The sequence below is a fragment of the Anaerosphaera multitolerans genome, assembly GCF_004006535.1.
In the GTDB taxonomy this organism is placed as follows: Bacteria; Bacillota; Clostridia; order Tissierellales; family Peptoniphilaceae; genus Anaerosphaera; species Anaerosphaera multitolerans.
This window is the reverse complement of record NZ_RLIH01000011.1, coordinates 15,923-40,447: the sequence shown is the minus strand read 5'-3', so window position 1 is coordinate 40,447 and position 24,525 is coordinate 15,923. Positions and strand designations below refer to the sequence as shown.

Below are 24,525 nucleotides of genomic sequence, written 5' to 3'. Positions count from 1 at the left end.
ATACTTTATACTTTAAAATATGTTAAAAAGTAAAATGTAGCCCTAAATTATTCTTAATACAATAAATAGACATAAACAAACGTAAAATTAATTTTTCTTAATTTAAAGATAAATAATTATTTAAAATCTAAAACTTCCCATTTTTCAAGAAATTTTTAAACAATTTCAGTAAATATAAATTTACGTAAATATAATTTGAAATCGGTTATAATTTACCTAATAAAGCTATGTTTACATTTGTAATTCACTTTTGTAAATATAGCTTTATTAGATATATACCAACATATTTTATCTGAAAATATATTTTAAAGGAGGTAGTTAATAAAATACTTAAAGCATCAAAAATTTAATATAAGGAGAGATATTATGAACACAGAAAAAAATCTTGAGAATTTTAAGTTTACACCGTTCCAAAAATTTTTAAATGCACTGGAAAGACTTGGTAATAGGCTCCCCACACCCTATTCAATGTTTTTTGTGCTCTTTTCAATTACCGCCATTGCTTCATTTCTCGTAAGCCTAACGGGAATTGAACTTTTAAATCCGTCTAATGGTGAATTAGTAACTCCAAACAATTTTTTTAGTAGAGATGGTATTGTATGGATACTTCAAAATCTTGTTACAAACTTTACAAGTTACGCTCCTCTGGGGTTAGTTCTCGTAATGACTTTGGGAATTGGTCTTTGTGAAGAAGTAGGGCTTATGAATGCGTTTATTAAACGTGTAATGTCAAATGTCCCCAAAAATATAGTTCCTTTTGCCGTTGTTTTCGTGGGATTATTTGCAAATATGGCCTCTGACTCATCTCAGGTAGTTATACCTCCGCTAGCCGCAATAGTATATTTAGGAGTAGGTAAACATCCAATTGCCGGTATGCTTACAGGGTATGCCGGAGCTTCAATGGGATACGCTTCAAACTTTATGCTTTCAGGAACAGATGCGTTAATGAGTGGAATAACTCAAGCAGTACTTCCAGGAGTTTTGCCGGAATATGTAATGGATGTAACTGCTAATTGGTACATAAAAATAGCATCATCTGTCATTTTATCCATCGTTTATGGTTTTGTATCCATATATTTTATTGAACCTAGACTTGGAGAGTACAAACCAAATGGAACTTTGGGTAAAATAGATACATCTGAAGGTAAAGTTACAAAAAAAGAAAATAAAGCTCTAAGGAATACAGCTATATCCTTAATTATTTTTATTTTTATAATCGCAGTTGGAGTTTTTAGCGGGCTACTTAAAACCGAAGACGGAAAAGTCATCGGCTCACCATTACTTACAGGAATAATTCCTTTGATTTTTCTACTGTTCACTATAACAGGTTTAACCTATGGAATAAGTATTGGTGTAATAAAAAGGGAAGCTGATATTCCAAAAGCTTTAACAAAACGTATGTCAAATATGGGTTCTTATATAGTTATGGTATTTATGGCTTCACAATTTATCAGTTTATTTAACTGGAGTAATTTAGGTACCCTTTTATCCATAAGTGGAGCAAGAGCGTTGGAGTCTATAGGACTTAATGGAATACCTCTAATAGTCTTGTTTATACTTTTAACTGCTCTTTTAGACTTTTTAATAATGTCGGGATCAGCAAAATGGACAATTATGGCTCCTATATTTGTTCCTATGTTTTCATTACTTGGAATAAGTCCCGCTTTTACGCAATTAGGCTATAGAGTTGGAGATGCAGTTTCAAACGTTATGTCTCCTACTAATCCTTTCTTATTTATGATGCTCAACGAAGCACAACAAAAATATGACAAAGACATTAAACTTGGAACATTTCTATCTTGCCAATTTATGTTTTTTATAGCAGGATTCATAGCATGGTCTGTAATAGTTATTGCTTGGATGCTTTTAAATCTTCCTATTGGTCCGGGCTTTAGCGTCTATCTATAATATTTTAAAAGATGTAGACTCTACATCTTTTTTTATTGACGTTTATTACATTCATTATAATTAAAAATTATTATAAATATAAATTATTCTTATTACATTTCATTAGTTTTTCCTTTCTATTAGGGTATTAAAGTAATAATGATATAAATTTAAGGAGGTACTATGAACAGCTTAGTAAAAGAAATAGAAGGACTGGTGGACGTAAATAAGCAAACCTATGAAGAATTGTCCGACTTTTTGTGGAACAACCCTGAAACGGGTTTAGTTGAATACAAATCCGCAAATAAGATTAAATCACTTCTTAAGGAAAAAGGATTTTCTATAGAAGATAGTGTAGGTGAAATTGAAACCGCCTTTATTGCAACCTACGGTTCCGGAAAACCCATAATAGGTCTATCTTGTGAGTATGATGCCCTTCCGGGTCTTAGCCAAAAATCAGATACCTTTGAAAAATGTGCTGTCGAAGAAGGGGCTCCGGGTCATGCCTGCGGACATAACCTACTTGGAAGCGGTGTAGTGGGAGCTGCTTTAGTAATTAAGGATTACATGAATAAACACAATTTAAAGGGAACTATAAAAGTGCTCGGAACACCTTCAGAAGAAAGAGATTCCAGTAAAGTCTTTTTAGGAAGGGACGGATATTTTGACGATTTGGATTTAGCTCTGACATGGCACCCTGAATCTACAAACAGAATTTGGGATGGCGGTTCCTTGGCTAATACTATTGCAGTTTTTAACTTTAAAGGGAAATCAGCCCATGCTGCAGCTGCTCCTCACCTTGGACGCTCTGCCTTAGATGCAGTTGAACTTATGAATGTAGGAGTTAACTATTTAAGAGAACATATTATTCCTGAAGCAAGAGTTCACTACGCTTACTTAGATGTGGGAGGAAATGCACCTAATGTAGTCCAGCCTACTGCAAGTATTTATTATTTTATTAGAAGTCCAAAAATTGAAGATTCTACAGAAATCTACGAGAGGATTATAGACGTTGCAAAAGGAGCTGCTCTTATGACTCAAACTCAAGTTGAAGTAAATTTAAAAGTCGCATTGGCAGACTTTGTTCCGAACCGCGCCCTATCAAAAATTCTCTATAACTCCATAGTTGAATATGGGGTCCCGAAATTTGATGAAAGAGATGCTGAAGTTGCAACTAAATACTTTGAAACCTTTGATCCTGACACCAAGAACGCAGGGATTAAAGCAGTTGAACAATTCTATGGAAGAAATGATTCAAGGTCCATGCTCCAAACTCATCTAGCTTCAAAAATGAGACCTTATAACGGAGAATTTGGAGAGGTAGAGGTTATAACTTCCGATGTCGGAGATTTAAGTCATTATACTCCAACTGCTCAAATGTTTATGGCTACTGCCGCCATTGGAACACCTTTGCATTCTTGGCAAATGGCTGCACAGGCCAACTCTTCTCTAGGAAAAAAAGGTCTTGAAGCAACTGTAGGGGCACTCAGCCTAACAGCTATAAAAATCCTTGAAAATCCATCTCTAATAGATGAAATTCAAAAAGAATTCAAAACAGAAGTTGGCGAATATAATACTACACTTCCTAGAGAAATAAAAATACGTAATCCAAAATTAGAAGATTAAAGGAGAAATGTTATGACTAATAAGAATCAATCACCTTTGAAAAAGAAACAAAAGGGTAATATTAACCCCTATATGCTATTATTTACAGTTATTGTTGTCTGTGGGCTATTAAGTTTCGTAGTAAGCCCCGGAGCCTATGATAGAGAAATTATAAATGATAGAACAGTTGTTGATCCCAACAGTTACCATGTAGTTGAAAGAACTCCCGTATCATTTCTAGACTTCTTTAGAGCCATTCCATATGGATTAATAGGTTCAGGTAATGTTGTCTTTTTAATACTTCTCGTTGGAGGAGTAATTGAAATTTTAAATGAAACAGGTTCTCTTGGAATGGGAATTCATAAGATAATCCAGCTAACAGGAAAGAAAGACAATAACTTAATTATCTGGATATTTATGATTTTCTTTTCAATTCTGGGAGGTTTTTTAGGATGGGTTGAAGCAGCAATACCTTTTGTACCAATAGTGGTACCGATTATAATATCCCTTGGATACGATGCCATGACTGCCGGCGCAGTAGTTATATTAGGACTTTTAGTTTCCTTTGCCGTGGGACCTACAAACGTATATACTGTCGGAATCGCCCACGATGTAGCTGAACTTCCAATGTTTTCAGGAATTGAATTCAGACTTGTAGTTTACATAGTCTTCGTTCTAACAGCAATTCTTTATACTTCAAGATATGCAAAAAAAGTAAAACGAAACCCTGAATTATCTCTGACAAAAGATGTAGACGTAAGCAGACACAAAATTGACTTTTCTCAATTTGAAGACAAAATAATGACTACTGCTCAAAAATTTTCCCTACTTACACTGTTAATCACTTTTATTGTAGTAATGTATGGAATGTTAAAAATGGGATGGAATATAAATGATATGACGGCAGCTTTCTTAGTCTGCGGTATAATCGTCGCAATTATTAATAAAATGGGAGTCAACAAGACTGTTGATACTATGTTGGTTGGAATGAAGGGTTCCCTTGGCGGAGCTATGATAGTCGGAGTTGCACGTGGAGTACAGTGGATTTTAGAAACAGGTGGAACTATTGACCCGATAATCCACGGACTTGCTGAAATGATTTCAGGATGGCCTACTTTTGCCTCTGCCATAGGTATATTTATAGTAGTGTCACTGTTAAACGGATTAGTTCCTTCAGGATCCGGTAAAGCTGTTGCACTTATGCCTTTAATAATTCCTCTTGCCGATTTAGTTGGAATTACAAGACAGACATCAACGCTTGCCTACCAATTCGGAGATGGTTTGACTAATATGGCATGGTTTACTTACGGTACACTTTTAATGTTTCTTAGTATGGCAGATGTGCCTCTTAAAAAATGGTATAAATTTATAATGCCACTCATGTTAATATTAACAGTGTATATTATATTCTTCCTGTTTATCGCAGTAAAAATAGGATATGGTCCATTTTAAAAAAGGTGTGGAAATCCACACCTTTTAAATTGCAAAAATCAGAAGTAATAATATTATCCAATCATATAGCACATGTACAATATAAGTAACAGTTAAATTTTTAGTCCAAATATAACCTAGGGACAACGCAAATCTTATAGTGGCAATTACTACTAAACACTGAAATAAATTATAGGAATATGTCGGCAAATGAAGTATTCCAAAAATTTCAGAACTTAAAAACCAAGCAATAGTTAAAGCAACTTTCTTATTTGTTTTATATTTTAACTTGTTAAATATAAAGAGAAAGGGAATCAAAAAAAGGATTTCTTCTCCTAAAAGTTGTAATATGCTTATAAAAAAATATATTACTACCTTATCTTTACTTAGCATATCTATAATTGGATTATCATTCATTGACACACTTAACTGCGAAACTAAAAAAGCTGCCGCATAAGTAAATAATAAAACTAAAAATATTTTAAATAAATCTCCAAGCTTTAAAGGTTTAAAAACTTTTCTCCAAAATCTTTTATCAAGTAAGTATAGTGAAACAAAACATCCTGCTACAAAAAATACTATGGCTATTATTATATTTTCAACGATACCGCCTACAAATATTAAAAAGAAAGTTAAAAACAAAAGAGTTAACGAAAGAAACCATCTTAAATTTGAAACATTTCCAAAGGGAAAGTCCGTATAATCCTCTGTCCTTATTAAATTTTCATCCATTACTCCACCTCGAAACCAGTATAGCTTATTATAAATAAATCTGCAAAACGAAAAAATTTAATAGATGCTAATATTCTTTTCCTCTTATAATTCTAACTGAACAAAAATAAATTATAAATATTAAAATTACAAAAACTATAACTGCAATTAAAAGCAGAGTATATCCGGTAAATCTTAAATTCCCTGAAAAAAAGGAATAATCTACTTTTATAAGCGTTGGAAATAAGTTTAAAATTAAAAATATTATTATCGCTAAAAGCCCAATTAATAAAACACCAAATAGTAAGAAAGGAATTAAGACCTTCCTATCTCCAAACTTATATCTTAAGGGAATATACAGAGCGTTGATTAAGGTACATACCATATGAAGTAATAAAATATTTAAAATAAAATCCAAATGAAAATACTCAGTCCTACCCTTAACTATTAAATAAGCCAGTAAATGAATAACTAAAGCCAGCAAACTAAAGCCAATTAATATTATAAATTTGGAAAGTACAATTTTAGAATGCTTCACGGGAAGAATACTTAAGTAACTTTCCGTTTTGGAATCAACTTCTAAATTAAATACGGCCATTATCACATTACTTATTACAAAAATGTCCATTATTATAATAGCTGTTGCGGCATTTCCTAAAGCAATTAAAATCAAGTAAAAAATTATAAAAAACATATTATAGAACTTCGCCAATTTAAAACCGTTAATATAACTTCTTAAATCTTTATATAAAAGAGCTTTTACCATATAATCTCCCTCTTTGTTCAACTCTAGATCTATAGTATTATAAGTAAAACTTATAATACTATAGATCTTATTTTTATTTCCTAAAAAACTACAAAAATAAATATATCCATATTGAAAAACTCCTACCTGCTGTTTTTGAGTTATTAAATATCTTATGGTTTTCTATTATTAAAAATTACTTCTAGAGCTTAAATATCCTATCTCTCAACTTAAGACTTTGTTATTCCTAATATTCTTTAGCTTCCAATATTTTTATTGATGATAAATAAGAACCCGCTAATACTGCTAAACATAAAACTAACAAAGCTGATAAAATCATAAAATCGTTTGGCTTGATATTTGGAAATAATTTAATAAATCCCATTACTCCCAAAACTATAACTCCCACTACTGAAAATACTATCACTATAAAAGGAACAGCACTTTTCTTATATCCATACTTAAATAAAATCGGAAAGTATAAGGAATAAATAGTTGTTATGGTAATTTGACTTATAATTATAGCTATATAATCATCTAAACCGTAATTTCTAAAATTTTTTAAGATTAAAAAAAATATACTGTTAACTATGAGAGCGAAAACTCCCATAAATGCCATTATCATAAATTTGGAATTCACTATAGTAGTTTTTTTTAGCGGTGCCGCGCTTAAATAACTTTCTCCCTGACTTTCTCCTTCTAAACTGGATATTCTTGAAAAAAAACTAAAGAGAAATATATTTAATATCATTGAACCCTGGCCACTGTCACCTAAAATTAAAAAACCAAGATACACTACTACTAAAAATACATAGTAGATACTACTACCCTTTGAGGCATTTATAATATTTTTAAAGTCTTTATATATTAGTGATTTAATCATTTTCATCCCTTACTTTCTTCCAAAATTTTTATTGACAGTTTTTGACAACTAAAAAAAGTCAATACGCTTAAAATTAAAATTGAAACCGTTACATATATATTAAAATTTTTAATAGATTCTATTATATTTAAAGTCGTAAATCCTTTCATATTTACAAAGGTGTAGATTAAAACTATGCTGAAAAAAAGTATATAAATTAATTGAGTAACGTTCTTAACCCCGAACTTAAATATCAGTGTCAGAGTAATAAAGCCGAATATTGATAAAGCTGCTGTACTCAATAAAGAAGTATAAATCGCCGATATAATATCCATATCTGCTAAACTCATTAAAATTAGAAATAAAAATAGAATCAAGTAGACAAATAGAGAAAGTAGATACTTACTCTTTACATATTCGGCAGTTCCGGCAGGAGTTACTCTTACATAGTCCAAAAATTTGCTTTCATCATCATAGTATATTGATGCATAGGAAGTATAGAAGATTGCAAATATGAAAATGCTTTTAAATATACTTGCTGCATATTCATTGAAATTCACAGTTAAAATATTAAACAAAACCGGCATAAATCCTATCACTATAGGAATCATAAATCCCTTCCAATTATTCTTTAACAAGTAAATATCTTTTAAAAGTAAAGCTTTCACAATACCACGCCCTTTATATAGAAGACCATTATTTCATCTAAGCTAACTCTATCTACAATTGCATTGGGATACTTAATTTTAAAACTATCCTTATTATTAATTAAAGCTTCCACACTGTATTTTTCTCTCTTAACTCTCTCTACAAAGGAGCTGTCTACTTCTTTAAGTTCATCTTCAGAACATTTTAAAATTCCATAATTTTCCAATAATTCGTCCTTTTCTTTGCTTAAGAGAATCTTACCATTGTCAATAAAGGTAATGTAATCGGCAATTTTTTCCAAATCTGAAGTTATATGAGAAGAAATTAAGATAGTATGTTCTTCATCTTCTATAAATTCGTAAAAGATTTCCAAGATTTCATCTCGAATTACAGGATCCAAACCTGAGGTCGGCTCATCTAAGATTAATAACTTAGGTCTGCTTGCAAGAGCACAGGCTATCTTTGCCTTAACTTTCATTCCCTTGGAATACTTGTTTAATATTTTATCTTGAGGAAGATTAAATTTTTCTACAATATAGTTAAAATATTCTTCATCCCAGTTTCTATAGATACCTGAAAGTACCCTTCCAATTTCTTTTATAGTCAAGTAATTACTTAGAAAGGCATCGTCAAAAACAACTCCAATATCCTGTTTAATCTCCTCGTTAATTTCTCCGCCCAGTACTTTAATATCACCCTCATATTTAATCATTGATAAAATCGCTTTTATAATTGTGGTCTTGCCCGCTCCGTTTTCACCAATTAAACCCATTATAGTTCCCTTCTCCACATTAAAGGAAACATTCTCCAGCTTAAAGTCTCCGTAGCTTTTATATAAATTTTTAACTTCTATTGCATTTATTGCATTTATTGCATTTATTGCCTTCATTCTATTCACCTCTATAAATCAAACTTAAAATATCAATTAACTCCTCTAAAGAAATTCCCGCGCTTAAAGATAAATCTACTGCTTCATTTAATTTACCTTCTATTTTTTTTAAAATTTCCTCTTTTATCATTTCGCTGTTCATTGTTGATACGAAGGATCCTTTACCCTGAGCCGTATAGATAAATCCCTCAGCCTCAAGGTCATTATAGGCTCTTTTAGTAGTAATAACGGAAATTTTTAAATCCTTTGCAAGACTTCTCATTCCCGGCAAAGCATCTCCACTTTTCAATTCACCACTCATTATCATATTTTTTATTTGATTTTTTATTTGTTCATAAATTGGTACTTCACTCGAATTCGATATGATTATATTCATTATTTTCACCCACTGTATATACTGTATATACACATTATATGCATTACCTATATATCTGTCAACATATTTTTAAAATAAAAAAGGAACTACCGAAGTAATTCCTCAATTGATTTTACTTTATATTGTTTTCTATAATTCTGACTATTAGTTTTGATGCTAACCGCATAGACTCAACAGGTATCAGTTCAAATCTACCGTGAAAATTATATCCTCCTGTAAAAATATTAGGTGTAGGAAGACCCATATAGGAAAGTCTTGCTCCATCAGTTCCGCCGCGTATAGGTTGAATTAAGGGCTCTATTCCCAACTCATCCATGGAATTTTTAACTAACTCCACTATTTCCATATGAGGTTCTATCTTTTCTCTCATATTGTAGTAGGTGTCTTTCAATTCCAAATCAATTCTATTACCATACTTTAAATTTAGAAAACCCACTATATTTTGAATCAATTCCTTCTTAGCTTTAAATTTTTCCATTGAGTGATCTCTAATAATGTAGGACATTTCCGTACAATCCACATTGCCCCTCATTTCATTTAGTAAAAAGAAACCCTCATAGTCTTCAGTATACTCAGGCTTTTCATTTACAGGCAACATAGATTCAAGTTCCATCCCTATTCTAAGAGAGTTAACCATTACATTTTTAGCAGTTCCCGGATGGACATTCTGACCGCTTATTTCTATTTTTGCAGATGCGGCATTAAAATTTTCATACTCTAATTCTCCCAGCGGACCTCCATCAATTGTATAGGCAAAGTCGCAGTTAAAATATTCAACATCAAAAAAATCTGCACCCCTTCCGATTTCTTCATCAGGTGTAAAACCGACCCTAACTTCACCATGTTTTATATCGGGATTATTTATTAAATACTCCATAGCATCTAATATTTCAGCAATACCCGCCTTATTGTCAGCTCCTAAAAGCGTATTTCCATCAGTGGTAATTAATTCCTTACCAACTAAATCCTTTAAAAAGGGAAATTCTTCTTCGGTCATAGTATAATTTTCATTTAATTTTATGTCACCGCCTTTGTAGGTAAACTGTCTAGGCTTTACGCCTTTCCCGCTCATATCAGGTGAAGTGTCAAGATGCGAAATAAATCCTATAGTTGGAACTTTTTTATCTATATTTGACTTTAAAGTCCCATAGACATAACCTTTTTCATCTTCCACAACGTCAGTAAGTCCTATGGCTCTCATATCTTCCGCCACTATTTTAGCTAATTGAAGTTGTCCCTTTGTGCTGGGAATACTATCACTTTTCCCGTCTGACGTGGTTTCAACTTTTACATACCTCTTAAATCTCTCAACTATATCCACTTTATACCTCCCTTTAACTTCTACTACAAACTAATATAAATTCATTATAATATATAGAGTTTCAGTTCATCAATAAATAAAAAACCTCCCCTGAGGGAGGTCATGTTAATTAGATAATTCCTCTATTAAATTTACACATTCAATGGCAGATACAGCCGCATCAAAACCCTTATTTCCTGCCTTTGTTCCTGCACGCTCTATGGCCTGCTCTATGGAATCGGTAGTAAGTACTCCAAAAATCACAGGCTTTTCAGATGCTAAACTTACTTGAGCTACACCCTTTGCAACTTCGGCACTTACATATTCAAAATGAGGAGTAGACCCTCTTATTACCGCTCCTAGACAGATTACAGCCGAATATTTTTCCAGCGAAGCACATTTTTTAGCAATTAAAGGAATTTCAAAAGCTCCCGGAACCCAACAAATATCTATTTCATCTTCTTCCACTCCATGCCTTGTAAGTGCATCAACAGCACCTGATACCAATTTCCCCGTTATAAATTCGTTAAATCTACCTGCCACTATAGCATACCTTTTACCTTCTGATAATAATTTACCTTCAAATTTTTTCATTTCTTCCTACCTTTCCATGTTAAATTCCGACAAAATATGTTCCATTCTTTCCGCCTTTGTTCTTAAATAAAATTCATCGTGACAGTTGGACTTTATTTCTATAGGTACTCTTTCCTTAATAGCAAGTCCGTACTGTTCCAAATGATATACCTTGTCAGGATTATTAGTTAGAAGCCTAAGCTCCTGAACTCCCAAATCACTTAGTATCTGAGCTCCTATATAGTATTCTCTTGCATCTTCAGGAAATCCTAGAGCTAAATTGGCATCAACTGTATCATAACCGCTGTCTTGAAGAGAATAAGCCTTTAATTTATTAATCAATCCTATCCCTCTTCCCTCCTGTCTCATATAAAGTAAAATTCCCCTTCCCTCTTTTTCAATTTGTTTCATAGCTTGATGTAATTGATCTCCACAATCACATCGAAGGGAACCGAAACAGTCTCCGGTTAAACATTCCGAGTGAACTCTGCAAAGTACGTCTTTTCCATCTGAAACATCGCCTTTTACCAGCGCCAGGTGGTGTTCACCGTTTATTTTATTAACATAACCATATACTTTAAAATCACCAAATTTTGTAGGCATATGAGTCACTATTACACACTCTACTAAATTATCGTAATTCTTCCTATACTCTTGAATCTGCTCAACTGTTATAAAAACTAAATTATGTTCTTTTGCAAACTCACTTAAGGCCTTTCCGCGCATCATCTCTCCCTTATGATCCATAATCTCACAACAAAGACCACACTCTTTAAGGCCGGATAATCTCATTAAATCAACAGTTGCCTCTGTATGTCCGTTTCTTTCCAAGACTCCGCCCGCTCTTGCAACTAAAGGAAACATATGGCCTGGTCTTTTGAAATCTTCCGCCCTTACTCCCTCTTCAACTACTTTTCTAGCTGTAAGTCCTCTTTCCACTGCTGAAATTCCCGTAGTCGTATCAATATGGTCAATGGAAACAGTAAAAGCGGTACCGTGAGAATCCGTATTATTCCTAACCATTTGATTTAAATTTAAATGAAGAGCTAAACTTTCACTCATAGGCATACAAATCAACCCCTTGCCATAAGTTGCCATAAAGTTTACGTTCTCAGTTGTGGCAAACTCAGCTGCAACTATTAAGTCCCCTTCATTTTCCCTGTCTTCATTGTCTGCCACCAATATAATTTCACCTTTTTTCAAAGCATTAATAGCTTCTACAACCCTATTCATACTATATCCTCCTAAAAATCATATTTCTTTAAAAACTCCTCAGTAATTCCCTTTTCCTTGGTATCATCGGCTTGAACCATGAGTTTCTCCACATATTTTCCTATAATGTCACACTCAACTGTTACGATATCTCCTTCTTTTAACTCTTTTAAATTTGTTTCTCTTAAAGTTTCAGGAATAATTGAAAGCGTAAATATATTTCCACTTATTTCCGCAACAGTTAAACTAATTCCATTTACTCCTATTGAACCCTTTGAAACTATATACTTCACATATTCGGAAGGAACAGAAATCTCCAAGAGAAATAGATTATCTCCATAGGTTATTCTCTCAACTCTACCCCCGCAGTCCACATGTCCCTGTAAAATATGTCCTCCCAACCTATCTGTTGGAAGTAAGGCTCGCTCCAAATTTATAAGACTTCCCGGAGTTATGCTATGAATACCGGTTAATTTTGCAGTAACATCCATAATATCAGCCTTATAATAATTATCTCCATATTCCACTACAGTTAGACATATGCCATTAGTAGATATGCTGGCGCCGATTTTAATATCCTCCAATACCTTGTTACACTGAACTTTAATTCTGTAACCCTTACCATTCTTCACAACCTCTTGAAGTTTCCCAACCTCTTCAATTAATCCCGTAAACATTTTCTCCTCCCAACAAGTTTTATATCAGGTCCAACTTTCTCAACAGAAGAAAATTCCAATTCCATTGCATCCTTTAAACTTTCTATTCCAATTCCCTCAATGGAACTCCTCGCTGCTTTGCCACCTATTAACTTAGGCGCAATATAATAAACCACTTCGTCTACAAATCCGCTTTTAAGAAAACTCCCATGGACCTTAGAGCCTCCTTCAACTAACAGCTTGTAAATTCCTCTTTTATAGAGTTCCTTTAAAATTTCCACTATACTTAACCCGCCATATTCATCCCTATTTACCTTTACAATTTCCGCTCCCCCAGCTTCCAAAAGTTTTTTCTTTTCAATATCCAAAGACGAAGTAAAAATAATAGTTTTTGCATTATCTTTAATATTTAATATATTTGCATTAAGAGGTACTTTAAGATTGGAATCCAAGACAATTCTATTTGGATTTTCTCCAACTCCACTTCTATTAGTAAGACTTGGATTATCACCAAGAACAGTTCCTATCCCCACTAAAATCCCATTATATACAGCTCTATACCTATGGGAATCCATTCTTGACTCCTCACTTGTAATCCACTTGGATTCTCCCTTTGAAGTTGCAATCTTGCCATCTAAACTGGTCGCAGATTTAAGCAGTATATAGGGCCTTTTTTTGCTCATGGAGAAGAGAAACTCTTTATTCAACTCGCTACACTTTTCCTTTAAAACATCTAAAGTAACCTCTATTCCCCTGCTCTTTAAATATTCTACGCCCTTTCCCCTAACTAAAGAATTAGGATCTAAACAGCCCACTACTACTCTTTTAATTTTTGCCTTCTCTATTGCAAGTGTACAAGGCGGTGTCTTACCAAAATGGCAACAGGGTTCCAAGGTAACGTACATTGTCGCTCCCTCCGGAGATTCTCTGCAATCTTTTAAAGCCTCAATCTCTGCGTGGTCTCCTCCAAAATTTTTATGATATCCTCTCCCAATACATTCTCCCTCTTTTACAATTACTGCTCCAACTATGGGATTTGAGCCTGTATATCCCCTACCTTTTAAGGCAAGATTTACAGCCTTCTCCATCCATAATTTATCTTTTTCCAATCCATCCACTCCTTTAAATTAAGGGCAAAAAAAATAGAGTTCTCCTCAGAACTCTACTAGCATCAAAAAAAGACTACACCTAATAAAAAATAATTATTAAGCTTTATCTTATTTCTCCTCCCATCCGGACTATACCGTCGGTATCGGAATTTCACCGATTCAATCTTTCGAGTTGTGGACTATCACCACCGGTGAGGAATTGCACCTCGCCCTGAAGAAATTAAATTAATATTCAATTGAATTATAATATATCACTTTATAAGGCTAATGTAAACCCTTTCTCAACAATATGTGCTTTCATATAAAATTTGAGATCATTAATTAACTATTTATTTCACTTTTCAATAAGGAATATTTAAATACGGGTATAAAATATTTATTTAAAAACACTCTATAACCTTTTAAAATTATATAATTATTTTCCTTAACCACTGTTATACTATACTTTTTTTTATCTTCACTGACAGTCATTGAAAATGGACCTCTATCTAAATTTCCAAGTAAGTTCTTATTCTCTTTTAATATTTTTATTAACTCATCTTTTTTCATTATTACACCAACTTGTCTTTACAACTAGATTTTAAAATTTTTTATTATTTACTCTTTGCCTTAACCCCCTTGTCCTTTAGTTCAGGAATTGCTCCTCCCGCCACTGCCCATAAGTATAAACTTGCAACACTACCATAGGGACTATACCTTTTTTTATATTTTCTAAAAGTCTGCTCTGTTACTTCTCTATGACCGTAAAGCATTCTCAAACCTCTTACTATTGCCAAATCTCCATAACTTAAAACATCAGGTCTTTGCAGCCCGAAAATCAAAATCATCTCCGCAGTCCAAGGACCGATACCCTTTAACTTAACAAGCTCACTTATAATCTCCTCATCACTTTTAAAAATTAAATTTTCAATATCAAACTCTTTTAACCTGACTTTTTCCGCAAAGTCCTTAATATACTCGGCTTTTCTAAAAGTTATACCGTTGCTTTGTAAATCTTCAACACTTGTACTTGAAATTGTAATTTCATTAATCTCTCCCAGGGAATTTTTCATTCTATTCCAAACAGTTCTCTGAGCTGCCGTTGAAATTTGCTGTCCAACTATATGGTGAACTACGGAAGAAAATATATCTTCATCTACCTCACGCCTTATAAATCCCACTGTATCTATAACATCTGACAGTTTTTTATCTTTTTCCTTTAAATGATTTAATTCCTTTTCCCCATATTTAAAATACATTGTCCACCTCATTATTTTTTGTTTTTAAATTCCTGAAAGAATATTAAAAATATACAACATAACAATATAAATCCTATTATAAAAACCAGAACCGGTTTATATCTAGCTAATTCCATTATAAATCTTTCCTTTATTATTTCTTAAATAGAATTATAGCACAATTATTTAGTTCTCTAAAAAATAAAGGGAGCGGCTATACCACTCCTAGTAATTTTTCCTTATTAAATAATTCCTCGAATATCTGAAATGTTATTTAACTTTTCCCTCTCTGCATAGTCTCTCATTTTATCTATTATATCCAAGGAGATTGAAGGCTTTATAAAACTTGCTGTACCTACTTGTACAACTGTTGCCCCGGCCATTATAAATTCCACCGCATCTTCCCAAGTGGTTACTCCTCCAAGTCCCATTACAGGTATCTTTACCGCCTTTGATACTTGGTTTACCATCCTTAGAGAAACTCTTTTAACAATATATTTTTACTTAAAACTATAGCTATTAGAGAGGCAATCTCTTTATAAATCAAAATATTTTATAATAAAAAAAAGACGGGTACTCCCGCCTTTATTAATCATTGTTGTCATTCCAGTCATTTTCATTCCAGTTATCGTCATCCCAGTTGTTATTATCATCCCAATCGTTATTGTCGTTATTCCAATTATTGTCCCAACCGTTGTCATCGTTCCAATTGTCATTCCAATCATTATCCCAGTTATCATTATCGTCATTGTCCCAATTATTATCATCCCAATCATCGTTATCATCCCAGCTTTGTTGAACCGGAATATTAACTTGAACAGGTTGTTTCTGTTGAGTAGGAATATTCACATAATCGTCATCAATATCATCAACTTCCATTTCCAAAACTTTCCCTGTTACGGCATCAACTTCATATTCGTATTTTTTACCATTTTCTATAAACTCAATTTCATACTTTCCGTCATCAATGTCGTATTCTTTTTCAATAATAGTTATATTATTTTTATTTAAACTGCTTTTTAAAATTTCTTCAGCCTTGGTTTTATTTACATATCCTTTATCTCTATACTTCTCACTGTAATCATCATTATTAATTTCTAAAACCTTTGAATTCAATTTCCTCTCAGCAACTAATTTATTTATTTCCTCTGCAATTTCATTTAGAAATTCATCTTTTATTTCCTGAGAATTAGGCTCTAATTTAATTACTATATTTTTTCCGCTTCCATCTTCATTTACTTTGAAATATCCCTTTTTATTTATTTCCTCTACAAGTTCTCTTATAACTTCCTTACTTTCTTTTCCAACATAACTCTTATACTCATTTAAAATATTTTTCCCATCATCGTTTACACCTAAAAGCTCCACTACTTTTCCATCTTTATCATAATTTAACTTAATTTCAGGATTAACACTTAGAAGTAAACTTCCCACTACCTTAGTATTCTCATCTACTGCCTCACTTTTTAATTCTTCTCCCTTACAGCCTACAAGACCTACTAATAACAATAAACTTGCTAAAACAACTGTTAAATTTTTTAAACTTTTCTTTTTCATTTCCATTCTCCTTTTTGTTTTTTTAATTCCTGTTATTAGTAGTATACGAAGGCGGTTATTTAAAATCGGGGTCGAAATAAAAAAATTAAAAGTTTTTAATCGTTATTGTTGTTTTCCTCATTATTATTATCTCCATAATAATTATTTTCAGTTTTTACATCATTAAAGCTATTGTTATAGTTATAGTTATTGTCGTTGTCATTATAATTATTGTCATTATAGTTATCATTATCGTTATTATCATCGTTATAATAGTTATCGTTGCTGTTATCATAATCATTACCATGATATCCATCATTTATAACCTTTGGTGAACTGCGAATAACATCTTCTTTTCTAGTTGGTTCAGTGGATTTAACTGTGTTACTTGGTTCTACAACGGGTATGGTTATAATTTTTTCTTCATTTCCTTCTATATCTTCCTCTTCAATAAAATCTTCATTATATATTTTTATATTCCTATTCTCTAAATGTAAATTTAAATTATCTATAATATTACTTTCAACTTTATCTTTCCACTTGGCATTCTTTGATATAGTCACTACAGAGATTTTTCCGTCATCTTTTAAAATTTCTCTTTCTAAAGCTCTGTCTGCTAAGTCCTCTATAACTTCAATATCATTTTTGCCCTTAATGTCATAATCTCCTATAAGCTCTTCGCCGGATTTATTTTTCCCTTCTAATTTAAGAACTTTTTCCCTCTTGTTTAAAGTTATAGCCACACTTGGATTTATTTTTAAGTTTACAGTACCATAAGGCATAAAATTTACCCTATAGACGCCTATTGCAACTATACAGATACAGGCTACTGAGGCTAAAAGAGAGAATATTCTGCTATTTAATTTTCTTTCTTTTACTTCCAGAGGAACAATTTCCTCTACGGTACTTCCAACTTCATAATTTAAATTTGCCGCCCTTAAAAATCTTCCTTCCTCATCTAGTGCCACTACATAGGCGGGATGTACCTCAACTATTAAATATTTCATTCTCTCTCACCTTCTTTCTTTTGCGCAATTTGATACAAATGACCTCTAATAATTTCATATCCATTTGAAAAAGCTAAAATAATGGCCATTATATACTTCCTATGACGCTCTATAGTTTTCTTATTTATATTTGAACCCTTTGCCAAATCCGTTATGGGAAGTTTTTTACTTTCTAAAAGTCTATCAATTAAAACAGGCTTTTCTATAGCATGTCTTAAAACCTCTTGACAGGCTTTAAGAGTTCTTTCCTGTTTGGGACAGTGCTCCGCCACCTCTACAAAGGAAAGTCCAAAACTTTTTAATTGTTCCCCAAATTCTTCAATTTCCCTTTGAGTTGCCTCTCTGTTTTCTCTCTCAACTATTTCATTACGCTTATCTTCTATATTTTCAATTAATTCTTCATCCTCTTCATTAATAGTTGTATTTAAGGAAAGAGTCTCCTTATTTCGTTTTTCTTTTCTATAAAAGTCAATTAATCTATTCTTTATACTCCTCGAAGCATACTTAATAAAATTTCCTCGGGAACTATCATATTGTAAAATGGATTCATAAAAAGCAAACATGGCAATGGACAGTTCATCGTCTTGTCCCTCTACCGGTATCTGTCCTATAAACTTAGCTGTCTCAGCTCGTATAAAGCCCATGTACTGACTTATAAATTCATCAGCAGCTTGAGAATCAACTTTCGCCTTATGTATTTTTTCGACAATTTCATGTTCTCTTAACATAATCTCCTCCCTTAAGTAGAATACGAAAGATTTTTCTTATTTTCAAGGTCTAAAGGAGATTATTTAAATAAAAGAGAAGTAAAACACTTCTTTAATATAAAAAATTAAGAAGTCCCCGAGGAGGGGGACTTCTTAAAACATAATTAACAAGAGGAATAATTTATTGAGTTCTCAATAAACTAGCTTCATAATAATGTAGTTCTGTGCAATTTTTATAAAATACATGTGTAAATTTAATTAAAAACTTCAAAGATTTCCCTAAGGATTTCTAAAAAGTTTCTAAATTGTTTCTATGGGATTTGGCGGTGCTTTCTTTAAAACCTCAAACTTCCCCTCACTATAGCTTGCTATGTTAAACTCTCCGTTTCTTCTAACCCTGTTGGACCAAAAATTCTCTATGGGTACATTTTCCATTAAGTTAAAAATAGATATAATAGTTACACCGTGACTGACAATTAAAATTTTTTCATCAGTGCTTTTAAAGACATATCTTTCAAAAAACTCCCTAACCCTTTTATTTAAGTCATAAAAACTCTCGCCGTCTTTTCTTTTATATTTTTCAGGATTTTGATGATAGGTTTTATAAAGTTTATCTTCTTTAATATCTGTAAAAATTTTTCCACTCCAACTTCCCACATCAATTTCTCTTAAAAGCGGTGTCTTTATTATTTTTCTTTCAGGCACTATTAATTCAGCAGTCCTATAAGCTCTTTCCAAATCAGAGCTATAAACTTTGTCAAATTCAATGGATTTAGCCTGCTCTCTTAAAGCAATACCCATTTCAATTCCACTTTCCGTCAGCGGTGAGTTTAAATGCCCTTGAATTCTATTTTCTCTGTTCCAAACAGTTTCACCATGTCTTGTAAAATAAATTTTCATGTTTTATCCTCTATTAGTTTTTTTGCCATTTTTTTAGAACCCTCAACTATCTCCTTTGGATATCCCTTTATATTTAAAATTTCAATGGCATTTCTACTAGTTGCCGGTCCTTCCTTTAATAAATAATCAAATTGTATATCATCCTTTAAAATTTCCTCTTCAAAATGGTAATTTTTAAAATCTTTACTTAACAATTTTGTCAACTCAATATCATGAGTAGCTGCAAAGACCTTACTTCTCTTTGATAGGTAAGTAAGAGTATTATAGGCGGCAGAAATTCTATCAATAGTATTCGTACCCTTAAATATTTCATCTAAAATCAACAGTTTTTTTACATTACTCTCTTCCAACATCCTTTTAATTGCCAAGGTTTCCGCAAGGAAGTAACTAACCCCACTGGCTATGGAATCCTCAAGATTAACAGCACTTTGCAAGTAGAGAAATGAAGTTTCGTATTTTTCAGCTATTACAAAGCCCAAAGTCATTGCCATTACGTTGGAAATACCTATATTACGTAGAAAGGTGGATTTACCTGAGGCATTTGAGCCTGTTACCAGTACATTTTCTCCGTTGAAGTTAAAGGTTAAGGGCACTTGTACTTCTTTATCTATAAGAGGGTGGTAGAGATTTACACCATTTAAATCAAAATCTCCATCGCTGTACTTTACATCACAACAATTTGCAGAAATATAATAAGAAACTAGCCCAACTGTTGAATCTATATAGCCAAGCAAATTATAAAGTTCCCATAGGTATGCTCTGTTTTCATTTACAAAGTCTACAACCTTAAAATATTTCCTTCCCTACATCATAGTAAAAATATCTATCATTTCTGAAATCATATTCATTTCCAAGGTACCCATATTGGCACCTATGGTTTTAGATGACTTTCTTAGAAATCGCAGTTTTTTATTTAATTCCATAACTCTATTTAATTCAGTTTCTAAAACCTCGCATTTCACTTTTCCAATAGAAGCTCCTAAATTTAAAACTCGAGATAAATTTGATAGGTCCTCTATCTTTCCCTCAGTTGCCTTTTTCATTTGTCGAGAAACACCAGTATTAATAAGCATAAGTATTAATGCTATAAAAAAAGCTCTTATTCCCAAAATAAAATAGGAGACTATTACTATGGGAATGCTGAAAGTAAGTATATAAACCGGCAGTTTAAATTTTTTAAATAATTCATAGTCCATTCCATTTACTATAAGTTCCAGTAAATTACCTTTTATATTTCCAAGTCTTGCAAATTCAAACTTTATATTCTTAGCTTCATCAACATTATCCAGAAAATAATTTCTTATGCCACTTTGTCTTTTATGGTGTTCTCTATTAAAAACCGGCATCCTCAAGGTTTTATATAGATATTGCGTTCCAAGTATTGAACCTGTATGGTCTAACTTTCTTAACACATCGTCCATATTTAAATCTTTATGGGTTATATTATCTATAAAAATTTCCTTTTCTGAACTTTCAAAAAGCATCTCAATTCTTTTTAAATCAATTTCATTTTCTTTTGCCACTTTCCCGAATTCATCATTTACCTTTTCCCTTAAATATTTTAAATATTTTTGTTCACTTAAATAAACATAAATATAAGTAAATCCAAATATAGCTACAACAATTAATACGGGCACAAGAATTTCATTCATAATAAGCCTCCTAATAACAATTTTTAATCGGCTCTTATATTATATCATTTATTAACATAAAAAAAGGTAGCCTAAGCTACCTTTACAATAAAGATATTTTAACTACAGGTTAAAAACCTTCTTAACATTTTCAATTACCAATCTACCAATGTCATCTTGAGCATCATGAGTAGATCCACCTACGTGTGGACTTATATATACTCTATCAAGTTCAAATAATGGAGATTCAATATGAACGTCTTGAGTATCAAGACCGCCTGTTCCAAGTTCATCTGCTAAAGTATCTAAGTTTGCTCCACCAAGTTTACCATTTTTAATATATTTATAAAGAGCTTCTTCATTAACTACTCCACCACGAGCACAGTTAATAATTACAGCGCCTTCCTTCATAGCTTCCATTTCCTTATCGGAAATCATATCCTTAGTATCTGGAGTAAGAGGCACATGAAGAGTTACTACGTCTGAAACTTTTATTAATTCATCAAAGTCAACTATTTTAACATAGTCGATTTTATTATCTTCCGGCTTAATAAACGGATCGTAAGCTACTATGTCCATATGGAATACATTAGCTATTTCAGCAACACGTCTACCTATAGCTCCAAATCCTATAATACCCATAGTCTTATTTCTAAGTTCTCTACCAATCCATCTATATTTATTCCAAATGTTTTTGTATTTTACTTCGTTGTTTGCTTGAACTGAATTTCTATATAAATCTAGAGCTTTTAGTATTACAAGTTCAGCTACAGCATTTGCATTTAATCCAGGTGAATTGTGAATTGCGATTCCCTTTTCCTTAGCATATTCAAGGTCAATGTGGTTTGTTCCCACTGCACCAACCATAATTGCCTTAAGATTTTTTGCTGCATCTATAATTTCCTTATTTATAAACGGGTCAACTCTCATAACAAGTAAATCATAAGGTTCTATAATTTCAGCAAGTTTTTCTCCTGTTGGAAGTAATACCTTGTCCACTTCAAAACCAAGTTTTTTTAATTCCTCATCAATAATATTAGACATTTGGTCAATAATTAAAGCTTTCATAATAAATCTCTCCTTTTTTATTTATGTATCTTCTACTATCCATTACTTATTGTACATAAACTAACTTTTTATTTCAACTTTATTTCACTTGTAAGTTGTTTTATTTTCTGCTCTATTTCCTTTTCAATTCCCTCGTGATATTATTATAACCAAAGCCAGAAAGGAGAATATTATGAAACTGAGAAACAAGTTTAAAAAACTACCTGTTCTAATGGCTCTTGTATTTTTTTTAAATATAAATGTCATTTTTGCACAGGAGGAGCTTCAAGCTCCCATTGTAAGCGATTGGTCTGTACTGGCATTGGATAACGCACAAAAAAAGGGGATTCTTCCTCTTTCAACGTCACCTATAGACTATAGGGAAAACATAAAAACCGAGGAACTAAAAAACCTTAATGATAATACACTTGAAAAACTCCAAAGTTTTAGCCTTCAACCAAGTAAGGAATTTAAACCCTTGGAACTTAAAAACAACCTTACCAGAGAAGATGTACTTATTAATATCTTTAATATAATTGGGACTTATGATGAAGAAATAGGTGAGAGTACTGACCCGATTAAATTTTTACAGGAGAAAAACATTTTAGTGGGCAATGGAGAGAATTTACAATTAGATAGAGCTGCAAGTTATGAAGAAAGTGCCACTTTTTATAACAGAGCTGTAGATTATCTTGCCTACAAAAATAATTTAGGCTCAAAGGGTTATTTCTACAAAGCGGAAAATAAAGGTAACATTGTATATATGTTGGGTTCAATTCACTTAGGTTCAAATGATATGTATCCTCTTAAAAAAGAAATAGTTGATGCCTTTTATAATTCCGATGAACTTTATGTAGAAGTAGACATATCTAATGAGGAGTCCTCTTATATGGCGGACTTAATGCCCCGAACAGACGGAACCACACTTAAAGATGATCTGGGAGAAGAAGTTTATTCAAAGCTTAAAAAATATATGGACAATTACGAAATACCCGAGGAGAATTATAATAATTTAAAACTTTGGGCTGCCTACAATCAAATTTCCAATATACCAATATTTGTAAACCAACCTTTAGGTACAAGTTTGGGAATTGACAGTCACTTTATTTCCCATGCTAAACTTTTAGGTAAACCTGTAAAAGAATTGGAAAGTATAAAGCTTCAAGCTGACACTTTAGCAAGCTATGATGAAAATGAATATAAAAAAATGTTAATCGACTTAATTGAAGATTTAGATGAAAATGGAGAAAAAAATCATATTGATTCCTTAAACTATATGTATAAAGCTTGGATTGATGGAAATGAAGAGTATATGAAATTAAGTTCTGACCCAAACAACCCATTTTCACAACTGCTACTTAAGGATAGAGATCCTAAAATGGCAGATCAAATAGAGGAGATGCTCAATTCAGAAGAAGGAAAAACCTACTTTGTAGTGGTGGGTTCCTTACACTACGTCCCTGACAATAGTGTCTTAAAATATTTAGAAGACAAGGGCTTTGAAATTGTAAATTTAAATAACTAAAAATCTGTATAATAGAATTTATATAAAGCTTTTATAAGTAGTCGCCACAGTATTAACTGTAGCGACTTTTTTAATTTTTTAGCACTTGTAAACTTAAAAACCTATACCGCGAAATCTTCCTATTTAATAATTGTTTAGAGTTTTTAGTAACTGTATAATAAACATATGTGATTCCTTATAAAAAAATTCTGAAATTATAACAATATTTAGTTGGTAGCTACAATCAGATGTTGTTTTACATAGTAGGAGGTATTAAATGTTTGAAATTAAATATTCAACAGAAGCTGATAAAACATTTTGGTTTTCTCTTGATACACACATTAGTAATGAAGAATTTTTATTGAAAGTTCGAGATAAGCGCAGTTATATTATTTACAATAATTCCAAACCCATTGGCATAATGAGATATAATTTATTTTGGGATAACATACCTTTCCTTACGCTTATTTGCTTAGATAAATTCCATTTAAGAAAAGGTTTTGGTAAACAAGCCCTATTGTTCTGGGAGAAAGAGATGAGAGAACTGGGATACAAACTGGTTGTAACCTCCACGCAAATTGACGAAGATGCTCAACATTTTTATCGAAAACTCGGATATGTGGAAAAAGGCAGTCTATCTTTTGATAACACACCACTTGAACAAGCAATGGAAGTGTTTTTCCTAAAGAATTTATAGATTAACGTCTTTCCAAATCAGTTTTATTTTTAGCCAAGCCTACTCAATTTACTATTTTAACAATTTAAAAATTTATTTTTAGATAAAGAATAGTTTCGAAGTTAACAACAATAAATAACATATTCTAAAAAAATAAAAATAAATTATGTCTACTATAATAATGTTTTAACACCTCACTTTATTTGTAACTTTTACAGTTTATTAGGGTATATTTTTAATATATGGATATATGATAGCCTACAATTTAACTTGTCGAAAATGTAATGTAATATAAA

At 32.1% G+C, this 24,525-nt stretch carries 26 protein-coding genes and 1 riboswitch; of the genes, 5 read left to right on the top strand and 21 right to left on the bottom strand.

Annotated elements, in window-relative coordinates:
* The first annotated feature begins 366 nt into the window (after positions 1–366).
* The 3 genes from EF514_RS07855 to EF514_RS07845 all read left to right on the top strand — a co-directional run bounded on the left by EF514_RS07855 (position 367) and on the right by EF514_RS07845 (position 4,944).
* Positions 367–1,908, top strand: a complete 1,542-nt coding sequence (locus tag EF514_RS07855) for an AbgT family transporter (RefSeq protein ID WP_127724891.1) — start codon at positions 367–369, stop codon at positions 1,906–1,908.
* Positions 1,909–2,070: 162 nt separating this feature from the next.
* The gene (locus tag EF514_RS07850; RefSeq protein WP_127724890.1) at positions 2,071–3,513 is read left to right on the top strand and encodes an amidohydrolase; all 1,443 of its coding nucleotides are present in this window, start codon (positions 2,071–2,073) and stop codon (positions 3,511–3,513) included.
* Between the two features lie 12 nt (positions 3,514–3,525).
* The gene (locus EF514_RS07845) at positions 3,526–4,944 is read left to right on the top strand and encodes a YfcC family protein (protein WP_127724889.1); all 1,419 of its coding nucleotides are present in this window, start codon (positions 3,526–3,528) and stop codon (positions 4,942–4,944) included.
* 24 nt (positions 4,945–4,968) lie between these two features.
* Here the strand turns inward: EF514_RS07845 and EF514_RS07840 are convergent, their stop codons facing one another.
* The 21 genes from EF514_RS07840 to EF514_RS07740 all read right to left on the bottom strand — a co-directional run bounded on the left by EF514_RS07840 (position 4,969) and on the right by EF514_RS07740 (position 22,070).
* Positions 4,969–5,655, bottom strand: coding sequence for a CPBP family intramembrane glutamic endopeptidase (locus EF514_RS07840; protein WP_127724888.1), 687 nt, complete (start codon positions 5,653–5,655; stop codon positions 4,969–4,971).
* 67 nt (positions 5,656–5,722) lie between these two features.
* Positions 5,723–6,421 carry an ABC-2 transporter permease gene (locus EF514_RS07835; RefSeq protein ID WP_164845577.1) on the bottom strand — a complete coding sequence of 233 codons (699 nt, stop codon included), beginning with the start codon at positions 6,419–6,421 and terminating at the stop codon, positions 5,723–5,725.
* A gap of 205 nt (positions 6,422–6,626) precedes the next feature.
* Positions 6,627–7,268 carry an ABC-2 transporter permease gene (locus tag EF514_RS07830; protein ID WP_127724886.1) on the bottom strand — a complete coding sequence of 214 codons (642 nt, stop codon included), beginning with the start codon at positions 7,266–7,268 and terminating at the stop codon, positions 6,627–6,629.
* On the bottom strand, positions 7,265–7,909 hold the full coding sequence (locus tag EF514_RS07825; protein ID WP_164845576.1) for an ABC-2 transporter permease: 645 nt from the start codon (positions 7,907–7,909) through the stop codon (positions 7,265–7,267). The genes EF514_RS07830 and EF514_RS07825 overlap by 4 nt, the downstream gene beginning before the upstream one ends.
* A complete protein-coding gene (locus EF514_RS07820; protein ID WP_240649038.1) occupies positions 7,906–8,778 on the bottom strand; it encodes an ABC transporter ATP-binding protein in 873 nt (290 codons plus the stop codon). Before EF514_RS07820 ends, EF514_RS07825 begins: the two co-directional genes overlap by 4 nt.
* 1 nt (position 8,779) lies before the next feature.
* On the bottom strand, positions 8,780–9,154 hold the full coding sequence (locus tag EF514_RS07815; protein WP_127724884.1) for a GntR family transcriptional regulator: 375 nt from the start codon (positions 9,152–9,154) through the stop codon (positions 8,780–8,782).
* 112 nt (positions 9,155–9,266) lie between these two features.
* Positions 9,267–10,469, bottom strand: coding sequence for a peptidase T (gene pepT / locus EF514_RS07810; RefSeq protein ID WP_205666399.1), 1,203 nt, complete (start codon positions 10,467–10,469; stop codon positions 9,267–9,269).
* A 111-nt stretch (positions 10,470–10,580) separates the two neighbouring features.
* Positions 10,581–11,048 (bottom strand): 6,7-dimethyl-8-ribityllumazine synthase, encoded by a 468-nt coding sequence (gene ribH / locus EF514_RS07805; protein WP_127724882.1) that lies wholly within the window; start codon positions 11,046–11,048, stop codon positions 10,581–10,583.
* Positions 11,049–11,054: 6 nt separating this feature from the next.
* Positions 11,055–12,260 carry a bifunctional 3,4-dihydroxy-2-butanone-4-phosphate synthase/GTP cyclohydrolase II gene (locus EF514_RS07800; RefSeq protein WP_127724881.1) on the bottom strand — a complete coding sequence of 402 codons (1,206 nt, stop codon included), beginning with the start codon at positions 12,258–12,260 and terminating at the stop codon, positions 11,055–11,057.
* Positions 12,261–12,271: 11 nt separating this feature from the next.
* A complete protein-coding gene (locus EF514_RS07795; protein ID WP_127724880.1) occupies positions 12,272–12,916 on the bottom strand; it encodes a riboflavin synthase in 645 nt (214 codons plus the stop codon).
* The gene (ribD, locus tag EF514_RS07790) at positions 12,901–14,004 is read right to left on the bottom strand and encodes a bifunctional diaminohydroxyphosphoribosylaminopyrimidine deaminase/5-amino-6-(5-phosphoribosylamino)uracil reductase RibD (RefSeq protein WP_127724879.1); all 1,104 of its coding nucleotides are present in this window, start codon (positions 14,002–14,004) and stop codon (positions 12,901–12,903) included. Before ribD ends, EF514_RS07795 begins: the two co-directional genes overlap by 16 nt.
* Positions 14,005–14,112: 108 nt before the next feature.
* Positions 14,113–14,227, bottom strand: a riboswitch (FMN riboswitch).
* Positions 14,228–14,325: 98 nt separating this feature from the next.
* Positions 14,326–14,553, bottom strand: coding sequence for a hypothetical protein (locus EF514_RS07785; RefSeq protein ID WP_127724878.1), 228 nt, complete (start codon positions 14,551–14,553; stop codon positions 14,326–14,328).
* A gap of 44 nt (positions 14,554–14,597) precedes the next feature.
* Complete coding sequence (locus EF514_RS07780) at positions 14,598–15,242, bottom strand: DNA-3-methyladenine glycosylase family protein (protein WP_127724877.1); 645 nt, start codon at positions 15,240–15,242, stop codon at positions 14,598–14,600.
* Positions 15,243–15,463: 221 nt separating this feature from the next.
* Positions 15,464–15,715 (bottom strand): nitronate monooxygenase, encoded by a 252-nt coding sequence (locus tag EF514_RS07775; RefSeq protein ID WP_276317181.1) that lies wholly within the window; start codon positions 15,713–15,715, stop codon positions 15,464–15,466.
* A 94-nt stretch (positions 15,716–15,809) separates the two neighbouring features.
* Positions 15,810–16,778: a PepSY domain-containing protein gene (locus EF514_RS07770; protein WP_164845575.1), complete on the bottom strand. Its 969-nt coding sequence runs from the start codon at positions 16,776–16,778 to the stop codon at positions 15,810–15,812.
* A 95-nt stretch (positions 16,779–16,873) separates the two neighbouring features.
* Positions 16,874–17,764 carry an anti-sigma-I factor RsgI family protein gene (locus EF514_RS07765; protein ID WP_127724874.1) on the bottom strand — a complete coding sequence of 297 codons (891 nt, stop codon included), beginning with the start codon at positions 17,762–17,764 and terminating at the stop codon, positions 16,874–16,876.
* The gene (locus EF514_RS07760) at positions 17,761–18,492 is read right to left on the bottom strand and encodes a sigma-70 family RNA polymerase sigma factor (RefSeq protein ID WP_127724873.1); all 732 of its coding nucleotides are present in this window, start codon (positions 18,490–18,492) and stop codon (positions 17,761–17,763) included. Before EF514_RS07760 ends, EF514_RS07765 begins: the two co-directional genes overlap by 4 nt.
* Positions 18,493–18,771: 279 nt before the next feature.
* Positions 18,772–19,371, bottom strand: a complete 600-nt coding sequence (locus tag EF514_RS07755) for a histidine phosphatase family protein (protein WP_127724872.1) — start codon at positions 19,369–19,371, stop codon at positions 18,772–18,774.
* Positions 19,368–20,105 carry a MutS-related protein gene (locus EF514_RS07750; RefSeq protein ID WP_127724871.1) on the bottom strand — a complete coding sequence of 246 codons (738 nt, stop codon included), beginning with the start codon at positions 20,103–20,105 and terminating at the stop codon, positions 19,368–19,370. Before EF514_RS07750 ends, EF514_RS07755 begins: the two co-directional genes overlap by 4 nt.
* Before the next feature lie 69 nt (positions 20,106–20,174).
* Complete coding sequence (locus tag EF514_RS07745; RefSeq protein ID WP_127724870.1) at positions 20,175–21,023, bottom strand: hypothetical protein; 849 nt, start codon at positions 21,021–21,023, stop codon at positions 20,175–20,177.
* A gap of 102 nt (positions 21,024–21,125) precedes the next feature.
* Positions 21,126–22,070, bottom strand: coding sequence for a D-2-hydroxyacid dehydrogenase (locus EF514_RS07740; RefSeq protein WP_127724869.1), 945 nt, complete (start codon positions 22,068–22,070; stop codon positions 21,126–21,128).
* A 172-nt stretch (positions 22,071–22,242) separates the two neighbouring features.
* Between EF514_RS07740 and EF514_RS07735 the strand changes: the two genes are divergently transcribed.
* The gene (locus EF514_RS07735) at positions 22,243–23,574 is read left to right on the top strand and encodes a TraB/GumN family protein (protein WP_127724868.1); all 1,332 of its coding nucleotides are present in this window, start codon (positions 22,243–22,245) and stop codon (positions 23,572–23,574) included.
* Positions 23,575–23,830: 256 nt separating this feature from the next.
* Complete coding sequence (locus tag EF514_RS07730) at positions 23,831–24,250, top strand: GNAT family N-acetyltransferase (protein WP_127724867.1); 420 nt, start codon at positions 23,831–23,833, stop codon at positions 24,248–24,250.
* The last annotated feature ends 275 nt before the right edge of the window (positions 24,251–24,525 follow it).

What these genes read in the sequence shown, in the direction of transcription:
- EF514_RS07795 (WP_127724880.1), bottom strand. Translation starts at nt 12,916, where the DNA reads ATGTTTACGGGATTAATTGAAGAGGTTGGGAAACTTCAAGAGGTTGTG.
- EF514_RS07800 (WP_127724881.1), bottom strand. Translation starts at nt 12,260, where the DNA reads ATGAATAGGGTTGTAGAAGCTATTAATGCTTTGAAAAAAGGTGAAATT.
- EF514_RS07740 (WP_127724869.1), bottom strand. Translation starts at nt 22,070, where the DNA reads ATGAAAGCTTTAATTATTGACCAAATGTCTAATATTATTGATGAGGAA.
- EF514_RS07830 (WP_127724886.1), bottom strand. Translation starts at nt 7,268, where the DNA reads ATGAAAATGATTAAATCACTAATATATAAAGACTTTAAAAATATTATA.
- EF514_RS07770 (WP_164845575.1), bottom strand. Translation starts at nt 16,778, where the DNA reads ATGAAAAAGAAAAGTTTAAAAAATTTAACAGTTGTTTTAGCAAGTTTA.
- EF514_RS07730 (WP_127724867.1), top strand. Translation starts at nt 23,831, where the DNA reads ATGTTTGAAATTAAATATTCAACAGAAGCTGATAAAACATTTTGGTTT.
- EF514_RS07845 (WP_127724889.1), top strand. Translation starts at nt 3,526, where the DNA reads ATGACTAATAAGAATCAATCACCTTTGAAAAAGAAACAAAAGGGTAAT.
- EF514_RS07780 (WP_127724877.1), bottom strand. Translation starts at nt 15,242, where the DNA reads ATGTATTTTAAATATGGGGAAAAGGAATTAAATCATTTAAAGGAAAAA.
- ribH (WP_127724882.1), bottom strand. Translation starts at nt 11,048, where the DNA reads ATGAAAAAATTTGAAGGTAAATTATTATCAGAAGGTAAAAGGTATGCT.
- EF514_RS07760 (WP_127724873.1), bottom strand. Translation starts at nt 18,492, where the DNA reads ATGTTAAGAGAACATGAAATTGTCGAAAAAATACATAAGGCGAAAGTT.
- EF514_RS07850 (WP_127724890.1), top strand. Translation starts at nt 2,071, where the DNA reads ATGAACAGCTTAGTAAAAGAAATAGAAGGACTGGTGGACGTAAATAAG.
- EF514_RS07755 (WP_127724872.1), bottom strand. Translation starts at nt 19,371, where the DNA reads ATGAAAATTTATTTTACAAGACATGGTGAAACTGTTTGGAACAGAGAA.
- EF514_RS07855 (WP_127724891.1), top strand. Translation starts at nt 367, where the DNA reads ATGAACACAGAAAAAAATCTTGAGAATTTTAAGTTTACACCGTTCCAA.
- EF514_RS07815 (WP_127724884.1), bottom strand. Translation starts at nt 9,154, where the DNA reads ATGAATATAATCATATCGAATTCGAGTGAAGTACCAATTTATGAACAA.
- EF514_RS07735 (WP_127724868.1), top strand. Translation starts at nt 22,243, where the DNA reads ATGAAACTGAGAAACAAGTTTAAAAAACTACCTGTTCTAATGGCTCTT.
- EF514_RS07840 (WP_127724888.1), bottom strand. Translation starts at nt 5,655, where the DNA reads ATGGATGAAAATTTAATAAGGACAGAGGATTATACGGACTTTCCCTTT.
- EF514_RS07745 (WP_127724870.1), bottom strand. Translation starts at nt 21,023, where the DNA reads ATGAATGAAATTCTTGTGCCCGTATTAATTGTTGTAGCTATATTTGGA.
- EF514_RS07785 (WP_127724878.1), bottom strand. Translation starts at nt 14,553, where the DNA reads ATGAAAAAAGATGAGTTAATAAAAATATTAAAAGAGAATAAGAACTTA.
- EF514_RS07820 (WP_240649038.1), bottom strand. Translation starts at nt 8,778, where the DNA reads ATGAAGGCAATAAATGCAATAAATGCAATAAATGCAATAGAAGTTAAA.
- EF514_RS07765 (WP_127724874.1), bottom strand. Translation starts at nt 17,764, where the DNA reads ATGAAATATTTAATAGTTGAGGTACATCCCGCCTATGTAGTGGCACTA.